Origin of the sequence: Bradyrhizobium diazoefficiens, from assembly GCF_016616235.1 — a bacterium.
Classification (GTDB): domain Bacteria; phylum Pseudomonadota; class Alphaproteobacteria; order Rhizobiales; family Xanthobacteraceae; genus Bradyrhizobium; species Bradyrhizobium diazoefficiens_H.
On the sequence record NZ_CP067100.1, the window covers coordinates 6,378,777 to 6,393,793 of the forward strand.

General features: G+C 65.1%; 15 protein-coding genes. 7 read left to right on the forward strand and 8 right to left on the reverse strand.

What is annotated here, in order from left to right:
* Nucleotides 1–91: 91 nt before the first annotated feature.
* The 3 genes from JJB99_RS30340 to JJB99_RS30350 all read left to right on the forward strand — a co-directional run bounded on the left by JJB99_RS30340 (nt 92) and on the right by JJB99_RS30350 (nt 2,200).
* The gene (locus JJB99_RS30340) at nt 92–259 is read left to right on the forward strand and encodes a hypothetical protein (protein WP_200495897.1); all 168 of its coding nucleotides are present in this window, start codon (nt 92–94) and stop codon (nt 257–259) included.
* A 232-nt stretch (nt 260–491) separates the two neighbouring features.
* The gene (locus JJB99_RS30345; RefSeq protein WP_200495898.1) at nt 492–1,223 is read left to right on the forward strand and encodes a 4'-phosphopantetheinyl transferase family protein; all 732 of its coding nucleotides are present in this window, start codon (nt 492–494) and stop codon (nt 1,221–1,223) included.
* Nucleotides 1,220–2,200, forward strand: a complete 981-nt coding sequence (locus JJB99_RS30350) for an LLM class flavin-dependent oxidoreductase (protein ID WP_200495899.1) — start codon at nt 1,220–1,222, stop codon at nt 2,198–2,200. The genes JJB99_RS30345 and JJB99_RS30350 overlap by 4 nt, the downstream gene beginning before the upstream one ends.
* A gap of 198 nt (nt 2,201–2,398) precedes the next feature.
* Here JJB99_RS30350 and JJB99_RS30355 read toward each other — a convergent pair whose 3' ends face one another.
* From JJB99_RS30355 to JJB99_RS30365, 3 genes are all read right to left on the reverse strand, one after another.
* Entirely contained in the window at nt 2,399–3,424 is a 1,026-nt protein-coding gene (locus JJB99_RS30355; protein ID WP_200495900.1) for a histone deacetylase family protein, read from the reverse strand.
* 134 nt (nt 3,425–3,558) lie between these two features.
* The gene (locus tag JJB99_RS30360) at nt 3,559–4,500 is read right to left on the reverse strand and encodes an SMP-30/gluconolactonase/LRE family protein (protein WP_200495901.1); all 942 of its coding nucleotides are present in this window, start codon (nt 4,498–4,500) and stop codon (nt 3,559–3,561) included.
* Nucleotides 4,457–6,487 carry a PQQ-dependent sugar dehydrogenase gene (locus JJB99_RS30365; protein WP_246775036.1) on the reverse strand — a complete coding sequence of 677 codons (2,031 nt, stop codon included), beginning with the start codon at nt 6,485–6,487 and terminating at the stop codon, nt 4,457–4,459. The genes JJB99_RS30360 and JJB99_RS30365 overlap by 44 nt, the downstream gene beginning before the upstream one ends.
* A gap of 246 nt (nt 6,488–6,733) precedes the next feature.
* On the opposite strand from JJB99_RS30365, the gene JJB99_RS30370 reads away from it, so the two are divergent.
* The 3 genes from JJB99_RS30370 to JJB99_RS30380 all read left to right on the forward strand — a co-directional run bounded on the left by JJB99_RS30370 (nt 6,734) and on the right by JJB99_RS30380 (nt 9,060).
* Nucleotides 6,734–6,967 (forward strand): DUF6894 family protein, encoded by a 234-nt coding sequence (locus tag JJB99_RS30370; protein WP_200495903.1) that lies wholly within the window; start codon nt 6,734–6,736, stop codon nt 6,965–6,967.
* 9 nt (nt 6,968–6,976) lie between these two features.
* Entirely contained in the window at nt 6,977–7,147 is a 171-nt protein-coding gene (locus tag JJB99_RS30375) for a hypothetical protein (RefSeq protein WP_200495904.1), read from the forward strand.
* Nucleotides 7,148–7,470: 323 nt separating this feature from the next.
* Complete coding sequence (locus JJB99_RS30380; RefSeq protein ID WP_200495905.1) at nt 7,471–9,060, forward strand: gamma-glutamyltransferase family protein; 1,590 nt, start codon at nt 7,471–7,473, stop codon at nt 9,058–9,060.
* A gap of 203 nt (nt 9,061–9,263) precedes the next feature.
* Here the strand turns inward: JJB99_RS30380 and JJB99_RS30385 are convergent, their stop codons facing one another.
* From JJB99_RS30385 to JJB99_RS30400, 4 genes are read right to left on the reverse strand one after another with little or no spacing between them, the layout of a single operon-like run.
* Nucleotides 9,264–10,547: an NAD(P)/FAD-dependent oxidoreductase gene (locus tag JJB99_RS30385; protein WP_200495906.1), complete on the reverse strand. Its 1,284-nt coding sequence runs from the start codon at nt 10,545–10,547 to the stop codon at nt 9,264–9,266.
* A 13-nt stretch (nt 10,548–10,560) separates the two neighbouring features.
* The gene (locus JJB99_RS30390) at nt 10,561–11,292 is read right to left on the reverse strand and encodes an amino acid ABC transporter ATP-binding protein (RefSeq protein ID WP_200495907.1); all 732 of its coding nucleotides are present in this window, start codon (nt 11,290–11,292) and stop codon (nt 10,561–10,563) included.
* Nucleotides 11,289–11,942, reverse strand: coding sequence for an amino acid ABC transporter permease (locus JJB99_RS30395; RefSeq protein ID WP_200495908.1), 654 nt, complete (start codon nt 11,940–11,942; stop codon nt 11,289–11,291). The genes JJB99_RS30390 and JJB99_RS30395 overlap by 4 nt, the downstream gene beginning before the upstream one ends.
* Nucleotides 11,943–11,974: 32 nt before the next feature.
* A complete protein-coding gene (locus JJB99_RS30400) occupies nt 11,975–12,733 on the reverse strand; it encodes an ABC transporter substrate-binding protein (protein WP_200495909.1) in 759 nt (252 codons plus the stop codon).
* 179 nt (nt 12,734–12,912) lie between these two features.
* On the opposite strand from JJB99_RS30400, the gene JJB99_RS30405 reads away from it, so the two are divergent.
* On the forward strand, nt 12,913–13,569 hold the full coding sequence (locus JJB99_RS30405; RefSeq protein ID WP_200495910.1) for a helix-turn-helix domain-containing protein: 657 nt from the start codon (nt 12,913–12,915) through the stop codon (nt 13,567–13,569).
* Nucleotides 13,570–13,725: 156 nt separating this feature from the next.
* Here the strand turns inward: JJB99_RS30405 and JJB99_RS30410 are convergent, their stop codons facing one another.
* Nucleotides 13,726–14,991, reverse strand: coding sequence for a D-amino acid dehydrogenase (locus tag JJB99_RS30410; RefSeq protein WP_200495911.1), 1,266 nt, complete (start codon nt 14,989–14,991; stop codon nt 13,726–13,728).
* Between the last annotated feature and the right edge of the window lie 26 nt (nt 14,992–15,017).

A 15,017-nucleotide genomic window follows, 5' to 3' on the forward strand; every position in this document is an offset into this window, starting at 1 on the left:
GCAAGTTGCATCTTGATTATTTGGCGCGCGCCGCGCAAGATTATTCCCGTGTTTTGATTTGGACGATCATTTTCAACCGGGGGAGTGTGTTATGGGTTTCATCAAATTTACCAAGGGTACCTCGCTGAGCGACAAGGACCGCAAGGCCCTGCAAAAGCTGCTGAACGACGAGCGCAAGAAGCTCCAGTCGGCGCTCAAGGATGTCGACACCAGCCTTTCGATGCTGGGCGGCGCGAAGAAAGCCAAGAAGAAGAAGTAAGACTCGTCGGCCGGGACGCCGCACGAATCTTCAGGCTTCATATTCCGGACATGGGCCGCTCGCGCGTCGAGCTGGGGTCTCGCACAAGCTTGCGCCTGTAAACCGGCCTCCAAATCGACAAGAAATTGCCTGGGTGGACCGTTAGAAGCGGTCCGCTCGTTGATTCTTGCTCAGTTGATTCTTCCGTCAGGGCCGGAGACTTCGCCTCCGCCTGACGCCATGGGCCCAATTGATGGCAGACGACAGAATTGAACTGTTTGTCGGACTGATCGAGTCCATTGACGCGCCGGGCGCGGCCGATGCGTGCCGGCGCCTGCTCTCGGCCGACGAGCGGGTCCGCGCCGACCGCTTTGTGTTCGAGCGGCATCGGCGGCAGTATATTTTCGCGCACGCGATGCTGCGGTTGGCGCTGTCCCAGGTCGCGCCCAACGTTGCGCCGTCGGACTGGTCGTTTGGCGCCGGCTGCTACGGGCGGCCGTACGTTGCGGCGCCCGCGACTTCAACCGCGCTGCATTTCAGTCTGTCGCATGCCGATGGCTGCGTCGCCTGCGTGGTGTCGGGTCATGAGGCCGTCGGCGTCGACGTCGAAACCGTGTCGCGGCGGGTGGCGCCGCTGTCGACCGCGCTTCGCTTCTTTGCGCCGGAGGAGGTCGAAACCCTGCGCGGACTGCCGGAGCCCGCCGCGATCGAGCGCTTCTTCGACTACTGGACGCTCAAGGAGGCCTATCTGAAGGCCAGGGGTTTTGGGCTCAATCTGCCGCTCGACGCCTTCGCGATGCAGATCTCGCGCGAGGCGATCGGGATCAGCTTCAAGCCCGATATCGCCGACGATCCGCGAGGCTGGCGCTTCTCGCTGTGCTCGCCGTCCCCCTCGCATCGCCTCGCGATCGCCGACGGCTCTCGTGCGGACGGCGGCCTTCCCATCGCCCGCAATGCCTGGCCGTTCCAGGAAGCGGCTGAATGACGCCGCCGCGGCTGCGCGTCTTTCCCGCGATCTCGCGCAACCGCGATCCTCAAAAATATGTCGGCGAGCTGATGCGCGTGGCGGAGTTCGCCGACTGCAACGGCTTCGAGGGCATTTTGCTGTTCGAAGGCAACGACGTGTTCGTCGAGCCCTGGGCGATGGCCCAGCACATCCTGGCTGCGACGACACGGAGCTCGCCGCTGATCGCGGTCAATCCGGTCTACATGCACCCGTTCACGGCGGCAAAATTCGTCTCATCCTTTGCGCAGCTCTACGGCCGCAAGGTCTATCTCAACATGATCACCGGGACCGCGGTCAGCGATTTGCAGGGGCTCGGCGACGACCAGCCGCATGCCGACCGCTATGTCAGGCTCGGCGAGTTCGTCGCGCTGATGCGCCAGTTGCTGGCAAGTCCGCGGCCAGTGAATATGGTGGGCCGGTTCTACCGCGCCAGCAACCTGCAGCTGCGTCCGCGCCTGCCGGCGGAGCTGATGCCGGAATTTCTGATCGCAGGCCAGTCCGAGCCGGCGCAGCGCGTCGCGAAAGAGACCGGCTGCATCAAGATGCAGATGCTGCCGCCCGATCTCGACCGCGGCCTCGCTGTATCAGGCATGAATTTTGGCATCTTCGCTCGCGAGAGCCGTGAGGAGGCGCGGCAAGCGGCAAAGGCGCGCTTTCGCGACAACCCCGACGACCGCGAATTGCTGGCGCTCACTGTGGAGAACAGCGATTCGGTGTGGAAGCAGCGGCTCTATGAGGGCCAGAGCGGCGAACTTCAGGAGAATGGCTATTGGCTGTTGCCGTTCCTGACCTTCCAGGCCGACTGCCCCTATCTCGTCGGCAGCTACGAGGAGATCGGCACCAGGCTGAAGCAGTTCGCGGCAAAGGGCCTGACCACTGTCATGCTCGACATGGTCGCGGACGAGACCGAGATGCAGCATGTCTGCAAGGCCCTCGCGGCGAGCGGGATGTTTTGAGGTCCTCTCCCTCTCCCTCTCCCCCTCCCTCTCCCCGCTTGCGGGGAGAGGGTCGGGGTGAGGGGGACTCTCCGCGAGGACGGTGGCAGTTGGACTCGCGGAGACTCCCCCTCACCTGGAATTTGCTTGCGCAAATTCCGGCCTCTCTCTGCGCGCGGGGAGGGGCGAAGTTCGGCGCATGCGAAGAGAGGCGAACAATCACCTTGCCTCTTCGAACCCCGCCAGCACCGCGGTCAGGTTGGCGCCCAGGATGTCCGAGAGATAGCCGCCCTCCTGCACGAACACAGTCGGCAGGCCCAGCTTTGCGATGGCTTGGCCGATGCGGCGGAAGCCAGGCGTGGTGACGGCCAATCCCTTCAGCGGATCGTGCTCGGAGGCATCGAGGCCGAGCGCGATGACGAGGGCGCCGGGCGCAAAGGACTCGATCGCCTTGCGCGCGACGTCCATCGCCTGGATGTAGCCCTCATCGCCGGTGCCGATGGGAAGCGGAATGTTCAGATTGGTGCCGAGGCCGGGTCCTTCGCCGCGCTCATGCGCGTAGCCCCAAACGTACGGATAGTAGGCGACCGGATCGGCATGGATCGAAATCGTGTAGATGTCCGGCCGCGCGTAGAAGATGCCCTGCGTGCCGTTGCCGTGATGCACGTCGACATCGAGGATGACGACGCGCTCATGCATCTGCCGCAGATGCGCGGCGGCGATCGCGCTGTTGTTGAGGAAGCAGAAGCCGCCGGCCATGTCGCGATAGGCGTGATGACCGGGCGGACGGCAGAGCGCATAGACCGCATCCTCGCCGTCCATCACCATCTGCGCCGCAGTGACCGCAACATCCGTCGCAGCGCAGGCCGCGGCCCAGGTGCCGGGGCCAATCGGCGCTGCGGTGTCGGCGGTGTGCCAGCCGAGCTTGCCGACGATATGGGTCGGATAGGTCGCGGCATGGCGCACGGGATGGATGTTGCCGATCATCTCCGGACCGGAATCGCCGAGCGCCGTCCAGGCATCCCAGGCCTCGCTCAGGAACGACAGATATTCCGGACTGTGGATGCGCGCCCGAGGCCCCTGCCCGAACGTGGTCGGCTCGACCAGTTGATGCTTGCCGTCCTTCAGCCCTTTGAGCAGGCGATCGGCGCGCTCGGGCTGCTCGGTGGTGCGCTTGACGACGCCGCGAACCAGGAAGAATTGCGGATCGTGGCTGCGGTGCAGTTCGGTATGGACGGCTTTCACTCAAACACTCCGTGGCGTGCGCTCGTGGAATAGTGCCACAGACGTCTTGATGCCTGCGGCGGCCCGATGCAAGCAAGAAGAATGTCGTCTCTCATCGTGCCGCTCTGCACCGGAAGCAGAACGCGTTCGATGCCCTAGCATTGACCGCGCTGAAGGCAGTGCTCGCGGCCGGGCTGGTCGGTGCGGAAGGACTCGATGAAGCCGCCCTGGCGCTGGGTGACGAACACGGTCTTGCCGTCGCTGCCGCCGAAGGCGAGGTTGGTCGGCTCCTTGCCCTTCAGCGCGATCTCGCGCTCGACCGCGCCATTGGGCTTCATCAGCGCAATTGCGCCCTTGAGAATGCGCGCGACGTAGAGACGGCCGGCAACGTCGGTGCGCAGACCGTCGACGGTGTCGGGCTGGAACGCCTTGACGAGTTTTGCGCCGGTGAGCTCGTTGCCGTTGATACCATAGGACCAGATCTGGCCGTTGCTGGATTCCCCGACATAGAGCGTCTTGCCGTCAGGGCTGAGATCGATGCCATTGGTGGTGCCCATCGCGCGCGTTGCCGACATCACCTGTCCCTGCACCGATCCGTCGGCGGCCTTTGCGATCCGCCAGATGTGGCCTTCCCTGCCCTTCCAGTTCGGATCGCTCGCATAGATCGTGCCGTCGCGGGCGACCGTGATGTCGTTGGGCTGGTTCATCTCGTCGGAATGAAACCAGACCGCGGGCTCGATGGTGCCCTTCGGGATCGCAAAGATGTTGTGCTTCTTGTAATCGGCGATGAACATGGTGCCGTCGCGCGCGAAGCGGATGGCGTTGCCGACGCTGCCCTCGGGCAGCGCCGTGAACGGCTCCGACGCCGCGCCGCCCGCAGGCAGCCGGCCGATGGTGCCGGGCTTGCCGAGATTGACCACAAAGAGATTGCCGTCGAGATCGGCGGCGGGCCCTTCGATGCCAAAAGTGTATTCGCCGGCCGGCGTCACCTGCACGCTTTCGAACAGCCTGGTTTCAGCTTGAGCCGTCGTCGTCGCGATGACGATAAAAACGCTACTGCACAGGCACCAGAAATTCCCGCCGGATGTAATAGCCATCGTCGTCGCTGCACTCGCCGCTCAAATAGTGATCGGCCGGCCGGTAGAACCGGCTGAAGCCGGATTTGTCTACAGCGCTCCTTTGTGTCACCACGACGACCTTGCCGGCCGGTATTTCGCCGCATTCCCTGTTGTCTCTGCTGAAGAACTTGCGCTGCGGCGGGCCGGCCTTGATCCGCATCCGTGTGCCCGGAACCATTTTCGCGACCAGCAGATCCGCGATGTCGAGCAGCCGCGTGTAGCCGGGCTCGGCCTTCGGCAGGCTCTCGCCGCCCGGCGGCATCAGCTTCTCCGCGCCGATGCCGCGAAGGCGCGTGCGCAGCCTGCCCGAGTCAGGATCGCCCGGATAGATCCAGCCGTCCTGCGACAGCATGAAGCGCAGCACCGTCTTGTCCTTCTCCGCGTCTGACTGTCCTGCCTTCAGGCCGAAATCCGAATGGCAGCCGACGCAGTGCTTCTCGACGAGGCCTTTGCGTAAGCCGGTGAGCCGGATGCTGTTCTGCGCGTCCCTGGCAACGAACGCTGCGAGCTGGTCGATCATCGCCTGGCTGCGCGTGTCGCAAGGCAGCGGCTGAGGCGGATCGCCCGCGGCGCGGTCGATGCGGATCACGGTCTGGTTCTTGTCCTCGACCAGCCAGATCGCGCCGTCCTCCGCGACCGTCATGCCGACCGGCGCGCCTTGCGGCCGCACGCCGTTGACGCGGTGCCAGCCCGCGATCAGCTCCTCGAACGGCGCGGCGGCGACCTCGCCCGCCTCGGTCTGGAAGCTGTGGGTGGGATCGGCGGCGCAACTGACGTGATAGCGCACCGGCGCGGGCGCGGGTTTTGGGAAACCGTGATCGTCGACGTCGTAGATGAGGACGCGGCTGCCGGTCGGGCGATAGCCGTGCAGGCCGACCAGCAGCTTGCCCTCCAGCTCCGGAAATTTCGTACCGTGATAATAGAGCATCGCGAGCGGCGCGCCGTGCGGCGGCAGTAGCGAGAACGGCGGCTTGTAGAGCGCGTTGGCCGTGCAGAGCGACTTGTAAGTTCCTGATTGCAGCACGCTCTTGAATTCAGGGCTCGGCGTCGAGAGGTCGTAACAATAGGGCCAGCCGTAATGCCGGCCCTGCTCGATCGCATTGATTTCCTCGTTCGGCTTGAAGATGTCGGGCAGGTCGCGGCCGTTCTCGCCCTGCAGGAAGGCGTAGCCGACGTCAGGGAAATTCGGATGCAGCGCCAGCGCCATCGAATTGCGCAGGCCGCGCGCGTAGACACTGTGCGGCGGATCGGGATCGTTCGGCTTCAAGGCCGGAAAGACGCCGCCCGCGGGTGGCGTGAACAACCAGATCGACGCCATCGCGGAGGCGCCCTCGGCGGCGGCGCAGGGTTTTGTGATCGGCGCCGGTGTGATGCAATCGTCGCTGTGCGCGCCGATATTGACGAACAGCCGACCGCTCTTATCGAACACGAATTGCTTGAGCGGATGCGCGCTCTCGTCGAGCTTCGTGCCGTCAGGCAGCTTGATCATTCGGCCGGGCATGTGACGGATGATGGTCTCGACCAAGCTGCGCGGATTCTCCGCCAGCGGATCGAAGCGGAAGATCGTCTCCGCGCTCGAGGCGTAGAGCTTCTTGTCGGGGCCGATCACGAGGCCGAACGGATATTCGATGCCGGTCAGCAACTCCTTGAACCGCTGGCCCTGCGGCGCATGCGGATCGAGCAGCAACAGCCGGCCGTCGGTGTGGCCCCAGCCGCCCATGTCGGCGACCACGAACAGGTCGCGACCCGGCACCTGGATGATCGAACGCGGAAATTTGAGACGGTCCTCCTCGCTGGCGACAAGGCCGGCGCAGAACCCCGCCTTCATGTCGATCTGGACTCTGGGAAAGGCGAGATCGCCGCTGCCGCAGCTGTCCGCGCCGATCGCATAGCCGCTTTTCCTGATCGGCTCGGACGACACCGGGGCGATAGCGAGCAGCGCTCCGACAATAACCGCTGCAAACAAGTGCAGATTTCGGCGTTCGCTCCCGAGTGTGAACTGGTTCACGTTGGCCCCCGATGTCGCGGCGAAACTTGTTCCATGTCGCGTGAGTGCGGTCCAGTGATGATCACTGCGCTGTGATTAAACCTGTAACGACCTTCGAGCCGACCAATCTCCGTATATTCCCTTACCGGGCTCGCCCCGAATGTTTCGCGCATGCTTCGGGTGGTATCCGTGTGCCGTCCCAATCGCTTTCTACAGGAGGCGTCTATGGTCCAGGTCTATTTTCACTGCTCCAATACCGAGGGCACGCTGATCGATCGCAACGGCGCCGCCGTGGCCAGCCTGACCGAGGCGCGCGACCGTGCCGCCCAGATCATGAACTCGATGATCCAGACGCCCGGTGCCGAAGACTGGCGCGACTGGGTGATCCATGTCAGCGGCTCCGACGGCGAGGATTTGTTCGACCTCCCCTTCACCGCCATGCTCGGCAAGCCGCATTGAGGTGATGCCATGCTGTCAATGAACCTCATTATCCAGCCGCTGAGCTTCGTCGCCGCCAAATGGCAGAAGCTGGTGCGGATCGCCGGCAATCCCTATCGCCCCGAGCTTCACTACATGCGCGGGCCCGGCCCGAAATGGCACGCCAAGTATCAGGCCAGCCGGTTGAACCGCGGGCTCTAAGCGCGACAGCATTCCCATCAATTTCCGTCTCTTCGTCGTCATGGCCGGGCTCGTCCCGGCCATTCACGTTCTTTCGGCGCGGATGCCAGGACGTGAATGGCAAGACGTGGATACCGGGTCATAGGCGAACGCAAGATAGCGGCGGCGAGCAGGTGCGGTGTCGTCACGTCAAGGCTGGCCGGGCTCGTCGAGCGTCAGGATGCGGACCGCGCCATCCCGCGCCCGTTTCACACCAGCCATGTCGCGCCTCCCTCTGGATGTTCTCGTTGGCGGCAATGTGCCATCCTTCGCAGGATCAAAACACCAGAGATCAAGACGACATCATGCCTCATCAGTTCAGCCTCAACCAAACCGTCCGCAAACCCGCCGTCACATCCAGGGGCGGCATCGTCGCCTCGCAATCGCGGCGGGCGGCTGAAGTGGGGGCGCAGGTGCTGGAGGCGGGCGGCGACTGCGTGGACGCGATCGTCGCCACCACCTTCGCGCTCAACGTGCTGGAGCCCTGGAATAGCGGCATCGGCGGCGGCGGCGCGATGGTGCTCTACCGCGCCAAGGAAAATCGCTACCAAGTGATCGACTACGGCATGTGCGCGCCGCAGAGCCTGCGCGTCGCCGACTATCCGCTCAGCGGCGAAGGCGCGGCCTCCGATCTGTTCCCCTGGCCGCGGGTGAAGGACGATCGCAACGTCCACGGCCCCGGCTCGATCGCCGTGCCCGGCGTCGTCGCCGGCATGGAGGAGGCGCATCGCCGCTACGCCAAGATGCCGTGGAAAGATCTGGTCGCCCCGGCAGCCGCGCTCGCCGGCGAGGGCCTGCTGGTCGATTGGTGGACCACAGTGACGATCTCAGGCTCTGCCGCCGATCTCAGACGCTATCCCGCAAGCGCAGCAGCGTTCCTGAAGGACGGCCTGCCGCCGAGCGCGCCATGGGGCATCAAGTCCGAGACGCGGCTGCCACAGGACACGCTGAAGGCGACGCTATCGCATCTCGCCGAGGCTGGACCGCGTGACTTCTATCAGGGCGATCTCGCTAAAAGCATCGCGTCCGATATCAATGTCGACGGCGGCTCGCTGTCGGTGGCGGATCTCGCGGCGTTCCGCGCCCATCTGCGCGAGCCGCTGGCGATCCCCTATCGCGGCGGCAAGGTGTATGCGACGCCGGAGCTGACGGCCGGCCCGACCATGGCGCATGCGCTGCGCCTGCTGCAGCAGAGCCTGGAGCCGGCACGCGCGCCCGATGCAACCGCCTATGTCGCATATGCGCTCGTCTTGCAAGCGGCCTTCCGCGAGCGGCTCAAGGACATGGGCGATGCCGACGGCAAGCGCTCGCTCGGTGCGGAATATCTGGCGCCGGCCTGCACCACGCATTTCTCCGTGGTCGACCGCCACGGCAACATCGCGGCGGTGACGCAGACGCTGCTCTCCTCGTTCGGCTCGAGATACGTGACACCGCACAGCGGCATCACCATGAACAACGGCATCATGTGGTTCGACCCGACGCCGGGCACCACCAATTCGCTCGCGCCCGGCAAGCGCTGCCTGTGCAACTATACGCCCGTGATCGCCGAGACCGGGGACGGCAAGCGCCTCGCCGTCGGCGCCTCCGGCGGCCGCCGCATTCTGCCCTCGGTGATGCAGCTCGTCTCTTTTGCGACGGATTTCGGCATGGATCTCGATGGCGCGATCCATCAGCCGCGCATCGACGCCAGCGAGGGCGCAATCGTGATCGGGGACGCGCGCCTGCCGGCCGACATACGCAAGACGCTGGCGGAACGCTTCGACTACGAAGAGAGCCGGGTGCAGGCTTTGCCGCAAAAATTCGCCTGCCCGAGCGTGGTAATGCGCGACGGCGAGGTGAACTCCGGCGCGGTCGAGATCTTCCAGCCCTGGGCCGACGCGGTGGCGGAGGGCTGAGGGTTAAGCTGGCTCGATGGCCACGGGCACTGCCGCACCTCTCCCGCTTGCGGGAGAGGTCGACGCGCTCGGAGAGCGCGGCGGGTGAGGGCTTTGTCCTCTTGGGGGTTCTTCCCGGCGGAGACACCCTCTCCCCAGCCCTCTCCCGCAAGCGGGAGAGGGAGCGCACCTGCTTCGTAGCCGCAGCACGATCCAACCGCGCTCTAGATCCCCAGCCGGTCGCGCACGCGCCCCGCAATCACCGCGGTCGTCACACCGAGCGGCCAGAACGCGTGCATCGGGATCGGCTTGATGCCGGTCACAGGCATGTCGATCTCGGCCTTGGCGCCGCCGATCAGCCGCCGCGCGAGTTGCGCGCCCATTGCAGTCGAGAGCGCGACGCCGCGGCCGTTGCAGCCGAGCGAGATCAGGACGCTCTCCGCCGGCTCATGCACATGCGGATAGTGATCCTTGGTGATCGCGAGGCGGCTGTTCCAGCCGTGGGTCCAGGCCACGCCCTTGAGCTGCGGCCACAGCCGCTCGGCGTAGCGGATCAGATAGGCAACGTCATCAGGCGAGTTGATCCAGCGCATCGGGCCGCGGCCGCCCATCAGCAGGCGATTGCCCTGGTCGATGCGATAATAGACCGTGATATGGCCGCTCTCATAAAGCACCGGGCGCGTCGGCATGATCGAGCGGGCGACCTCGTCCGAGAGCGGCGCGGTCGCCGCGATCGACGAAAACACCGGCACGATGGTGCGGCGGAGCGCGGGCCAGAGATCGCCGGTAAAGCCGTTGGTCGCGAGCAGCACCTTGTCGGCATGCACGACCGCGCGCGGGGTCTCGATCCGCCAGCGCGTGCCCGCGCGGCGGAGCGACAGCGCCGGCGTCTCGCCATGGACCTCCGCGCCGGCCGAGATTGCCGCGCGCGCGAGACCGCGGGCGTAGCTGAGCGGATGCAGGTCACCGCCGCGGGTGTCGAGCATGGCGCCGATGTAGCGGTCGGTGCCGGTCATCTCGCGGAGCTGCTCGCGGTTCAGATACGACACCGGCATGCCGCGGCGAATGCATTGCTGCGCCGTGTTCTGGATCGCGGCCGCGCTGGTCTCGTTATAGGCGGCGCGCAGCGTGCCGTTCTGCCGTGCTTCGCAGGGGATCTGGTAGCGGCGGATCAGATCATGCGTGAAGTTCGTCGTGCCGTAGGAGAACGCGATCATGCGGCGGCCGAGCTCCGTGCCGAAATCCGCCTCGATCTTGTCAGGGTCGTGCTTCAGACCCGGATTGGTGTGACCGCCATTGTTGCCCGACGCGCCCCAGCCCGGCTCCTGCGCTTCCAGCACCAGGGCCTCGACGCCCTGCTCCGCCAGATGCAACGCGGTGGAAAGCCCCGTGTAGCCGCCGCCGATGATCGCAACGGAAACGTTCCTGTCCGTATCGAGCGGCGGCGTCGCGACCGGCGCGACGGCGGTGTCGGCATAGAGCGAAGGCGGCAGCGGCAGGCGCATCATTGTAAGAGTCCGGTCAGAGCGGATGCAGCACGCGCCGCAAGAAATCCTGCGTGCGCGGATGCTGGGGTTGATTGAGCAGCGCCTTGGCCGGCCCCTGCTCGACAATGATGCCGCCGTCGATGAACAGCACGCGGTCGGCGACGTCGCGGGCAAAGCCCATCTCGTGGGTGACGACGACCATGGTCATGCCGTCGTCGGCGAGCTTGCGCATCACGCCGAGCACGTCGCCGACGAGCTCTGGGTCGAGCGCCGAGGTCGGCTCGTCGAACAGGATCGCCTTGGGCTGCATCGCGAGCGCGCGTGCGATCGCGACGCGCTGCTGCTGGCCACCGGACAGCTGCGGCGGATGCACGTCGGCCTTCTCGGCGAGCCCGACCCGGGCCAGCAGCGCGCGGCCGCGCTCGTACGCCTGGGCGCGCGGCTCTTTCTTCACGAACAGCGGCCCCTCGATGACGTTCTCCAGCGCCGTGCGGTGCGGGAACAGGTTGAAGCGCTGGAACACCATCGAGACCCGGGTGCGGATCGCAACGATCGACGGCGCATCGCGATCGACCTTGAGGCCTTCGACGCTGATCTCGCCGCGGTCGTAGCTTTCGAGGCCGTTGATACAGCGCAGGATCGTGGACTTGCCGGAACCTGACGGCCCGATGATGCAGACCACCTCGCCCTTCTCGACCTTCGCCGTGATGCCCTTGAGCACCTCGACCTTGCCAAAGCTCTTGTGGATGTCGCTGAGCTCGATCATTTCTTGCCGGCCCGCTTCTCGAAGTGACGGACCAGCAGGATCAGCGGAATGCTCATGGTCAGGTACATCAGCGCGACCAGCGTGAACACGCTGGTGTTCTTGAAGGTCGAGGAGGCGATCAGCTTGCCCTGCAGCGCGAGTTCGGCCACCGTGATGGTGGAAGCCTGCGAAGAATCCTTCAGCATCATGATCATGACGTTGCCGTAAGGCGGCAGCACGATGCGCACCGCCTGCGGCAGCACCACGCGACGCATGGTCAGCCACCAGCCCATGCCGATCGACTGCGCCGCCTCGATCTGGCCCTTGTCGATCGCCTCGATGCCGGCGCGGAAGTTTTCCGCCTGGTAGGCCGAATAGGCAATGCCGAGCCCGAGGATTGCGGTCTGCAAGGCAGATAACGTGACGCCCAGATCGGGCATCACGAAGTAGAGGTAAAACAACAGTACGATGATCGGGATGCCGCGGATCAAATTGATCAGGCTGGCGCTGAGCATCGCCAGCGCCTTGATGCCGGAGACCCGCATCATCGCCCAGATCAGGCCGAGCACCGTCGAGAGCAGCAGCGAGCCGATGGTGACGACGATCGTCAGCGCGACGCCGTTCATCAGGATCGGGAAGAACTCGGCGGCGTCGTGCCAGAAGCCTTTCATCGGCCAGCCTTCGATCGATCAGGTCTTGCCAATCAGCCCTGCGCCTTCTGGCCCCACTTCTCGAGAATCTTGTCGATGGTGCCGTTGGCCTTGAGCTTCGCAAGCGAAGCATTGATCTTGCCGAGCAACGCAGTTTCGCCCTTGCGCACGCCGATGCCGACCGAGCCGACGGTGACGGGCTTGTAGCCGTCGACGAGGCGCACCTCGGGGAAGCCGCCCTGCTTCAGATTATAGGCCAGGATCGGATAGTCGGCGTAGCCGGCCTTGAGGCGGCCGGTGTTCACGTCGCGCAGGATGTCCGGGATGCTGTCGTAGGCCTTGACCTCGGCGAACAGGCCGGACTTCTTGAGCGCATCGACGAAGGCGGTGCCGACCTGGGCGCCGACGGTTTCGCCCTTCAGGTCGTCCTGCGTGGCATAGGCCTTGGTGTCGCTCTTCGGCACCACGAGGCCTTCGCCGTAGGTGTAGATCGGGTCGGAGAAGTCGACGACTTCTTTCCGCGGCGCGGTGATGAACATCGCGGCGGCAATGATGTCGATCTTGCCCGAGGTCAGCGACGGGATCAGCGCCGAGAACTGCATCGGCTCGATCTGCACGTTGAAGCCGGCGTCCTTGCCCACCTCGGTGACGAGATCGACCATGATGCCCTGGATGGTGTTGGTCTTGGTGTCGAGGAAGGTGAAGGGAATGCCCGTCGGCGTCGAGCCGACCTTCAGCACCTGCTGCGCCGAAGCCGGCACTACTGCGCAAAGTGCAAGCGCCGCGACCGCGGCCAGACCAAAACGCTTCATCGCATCCCCCTTTCAGTCTGACCGATAACGGCGCTCGCACAGGTCGTGATCAGACGTTGCGGGCCAAGCCGTTTCGGCCTATTTTCACCAATATGAAAATTTGGTCACATTTTCGCGGATGATGCAAGCGGTTTTCATCCACATGAAGGAAGCGGTTTGACGTGAGCGGTGTCAAAAGAATGCGCAAACCGGCCGCCGCCAAGCCGGCGAGGAAGGTGAAGGCCAAGGCACGCAACAAGGCTAGCACCAAACCGGCCGAGCCGGCGATGGACGTCACCGTCGGCCGCCGCATCCGCGATCTCCGGCGCGTCAGGCAATTCTCGCTCGAAACGGTCGCGACGCGTGCCTCACTTTCGATCGGCTTTCTCAGCCAGATCGAACGCGGCCTGTCGTCACCGTCGCTGCGCGTGCTGGCCACGCTCGCCGACGTGCTCGGCGTCGGCATCGCCGCATTGTTCGGCGCGAGCCCGAGCGCCGACGGCGCATCCGATCAGGTCGTCACGCGCGGGCTGCAGCGGCCCGAACTCAAACTCTGGCGCACCGGCGTATCCAAGCAATTGCTGAGCCCGGCCCATGCCGACAACCGGCTCAATCTGTTCCTGGTGCATCTGGAGCCCGGCGGCTCCACCGGCGACGAGCTCTACACACATGACGGCGAAGAGGCCGGCCTCGTACTCGAAGGCGAGATGATGCTGACGGTGGACAGCGAGACCTGGTCGCTGAAGACGGGCGACAGCTTTCGGTTCGCGAGCCGCAGGCCGCACCGGTTTTCCAATCCGGCGCAGGATGCCAAGGCGGTGGTGCTGTGGGTGAATTGCGTGACGGGGACGGGATGACTGCTCTCCCTCTCCCCGTTCTTACGGAGAGAGGGTCGGGATGAGGGGCTCTCTTCACGCAAACGATGCGAGCGAGACTCGCGGAGACTCCCCCTCACCCGGAATTTGCTCTTGCAAATTCCGGCCTCTCCCCGCACGCGGGGAGAGGCGAAGACATCACCCAAATCGATACTTGTACCGATCCACCGACAGCGCGCTGACGTCGACCTCCGGCTTTCTGCCCGACAGCATGTCCGCGAGCACGCGTCCCGAACCGCAGGACATGGTCCAGCCGAGCGTGCCGTGGCCCGTGTTGAGATGGAAGTTGCTATACTGCGTCGGGCCGATCACGGGTGGGCCGTCCGGCGTCATCGGGCGCAGGCCGCTCCAGAACGTCGCCTTGGACAGATCGCCGCCGCGCGGGAACAGGTCGGACAGGGAATGATCGAGCGTGGCGCGGCGGGCGTCGTACAGTTTGCTCGAATAGCCGGAGATTTCCGCGGTGCCGCCGACGCGGATGCGATTGCCGAGACGCGTGATCGCGACCTTGTAGCTCTCGTCCATCACGGTGGATTCCGGCGCGCCGGAGGCGTCCTTGATCGGCACCGTGATCGAATAGCCCTTTACTGGGTAGACCGGCAGCGAGATGCCGAGCGGCGCGACGAGCCACGACGACCAGCTTCCGAGCGCGAGCACATAGCTGTCCGCCTGCAACAGGCCGGCGCTGGTCGCGACGCCGCTGACGCGCGCGCCCTCGGTGACGATGCGGTCGATCGAGGTGTTGAACATGAAGCGCACGCCGAGCGCCTCGGCATGCTTCGCCAATGCCTGCGTGAACATGTGGCAGTCGCCGGTCTCGTCTTGCGGCAGACGCAGCCCGCCGGCGACCTTCTCCTTCACGCCTGATAGCGCCGGTTCAACCGCAAGGCAGCCCTCGCGGTTGAGCACCTCGAAGGGCACGCCGTACTGCTTGAGCACGGCGATGTCCTCGGCGGTGCCGTCGAGCTGCGCCTGGTAGCGGAACAGCTGAAGCGTGCCCTGCGCGCGCTCGTCATATTGAATGCCGATGGCGCGGCGCAGATCGCGCAGGCAATCGCGGCTGTATTCCGCGATCGGGATCATCCGGCTCTTGTTGACCGCGTAGCGCGCGCTGGTGCAGTTACGCAGCATCTTGAGCAGCCAGACCCACATCACGGGGTCGAGCTTCGGCCGGATCACCAGCGGACCGTGCTTCATCAGCAGCCACTTCACCGCCTTGACCGGCACGCCAGGGCCGGCCCAGGGCGAGGAATAGCCGGGCGACACCTCGCCGGCATTGGCAAAAGAGGTCTCCAGCGCCGGCTCGGGCTGACGGTCGACGACCGTCACCTCGTGGCCGGCACGCGCGAGGTAGTAGGCAGAGGTGACGCCGATGACACCGCTGCCGAGGATCAGAACTTTCACGCTTGGTCAAACTCCCGCGGCATCAC

What these genes read in the sequence shown, in the direction of transcription:
- JJB99_RS30340 (WP_200495897.1), top strand. Translation starts at nt 92, where the DNA reads ATGGGTTTCATCAAATTTACCAAGGGTACCTCGCTGAGCGACAAGGAC.
- JJB99_RS30345 (WP_200495898.1), top strand. Translation starts at nt 492, where the DNA reads ATGGCAGACGACAGAATTGAACTGTTTGTCGGACTGATCGAGTCCATT.
- JJB99_RS30350 (WP_200495899.1), top strand. Translation starts at nt 1,220, where the DNA reads ATGACGCCGCCGCGGCTGCGCGTCTTTCCCGCGATCTCGCGCAACCGC.
- JJB99_RS30360 (WP_200495901.1), bottom strand. Translation starts at nt 4,500, where the DNA reads ATGGCTATTACATCCGGCGGGAATTTCTGGTGCCTGTGCAGTAGCGTT.
- JJB99_RS30370 (WP_200495903.1), top strand. Translation starts at nt 6,734, where the DNA reads ATGGTCCAGGTCTATTTTCACTGCTCCAATACCGAGGGCACGCTGATC.
- JJB99_RS30375 (WP_200495904.1), top strand. Translation starts at nt 6,977, where the DNA reads ATGCTGTCAATGAACCTCATTATCCAGCCGCTGAGCTTCGTCGCCGCC.
- JJB99_RS30380 (WP_200495905.1), top strand. Translation starts at nt 7,471, where the DNA reads ATGCCTCATCAGTTCAGCCTCAACCAAACCGTCCGCAAACCCGCCGTC.
- JJB99_RS30385 (WP_200495906.1), bottom strand. Translation starts at nt 10,547, where the DNA reads ATGATGCGCCTGCCGCTGCCGCCTTCGCTCTATGCCGACACCGCCGTC.
- JJB99_RS30390 (WP_200495907.1), bottom strand. Translation starts at nt 11,292, where the DNA reads ATGATCGAGCTCAGCGACATCCACAAGAGCTTTGGCAAGGTCGAGGTG.
- JJB99_RS30395 (WP_200495908.1), bottom strand. Translation starts at nt 11,942, where the DNA reads ATGAAAGGCTTCTGGCACGACGCCGCCGAGTTCTTCCCGATCCTGATG.
- JJB99_RS30400 (WP_200495909.1), bottom strand. Translation starts at nt 12,733, where the DNA reads ATGAAGCGTTTTGGTCTGGCCGCGGTCGCGGCGCTTGCACTTTGCGCA.
- JJB99_RS30405 (WP_200495910.1), top strand. Translation starts at nt 12,913, where the DNA reads ATGCGCAAACCGGCCGCCGCCAAGCCGGCGAGGAAGGTGAAGGCCAAG.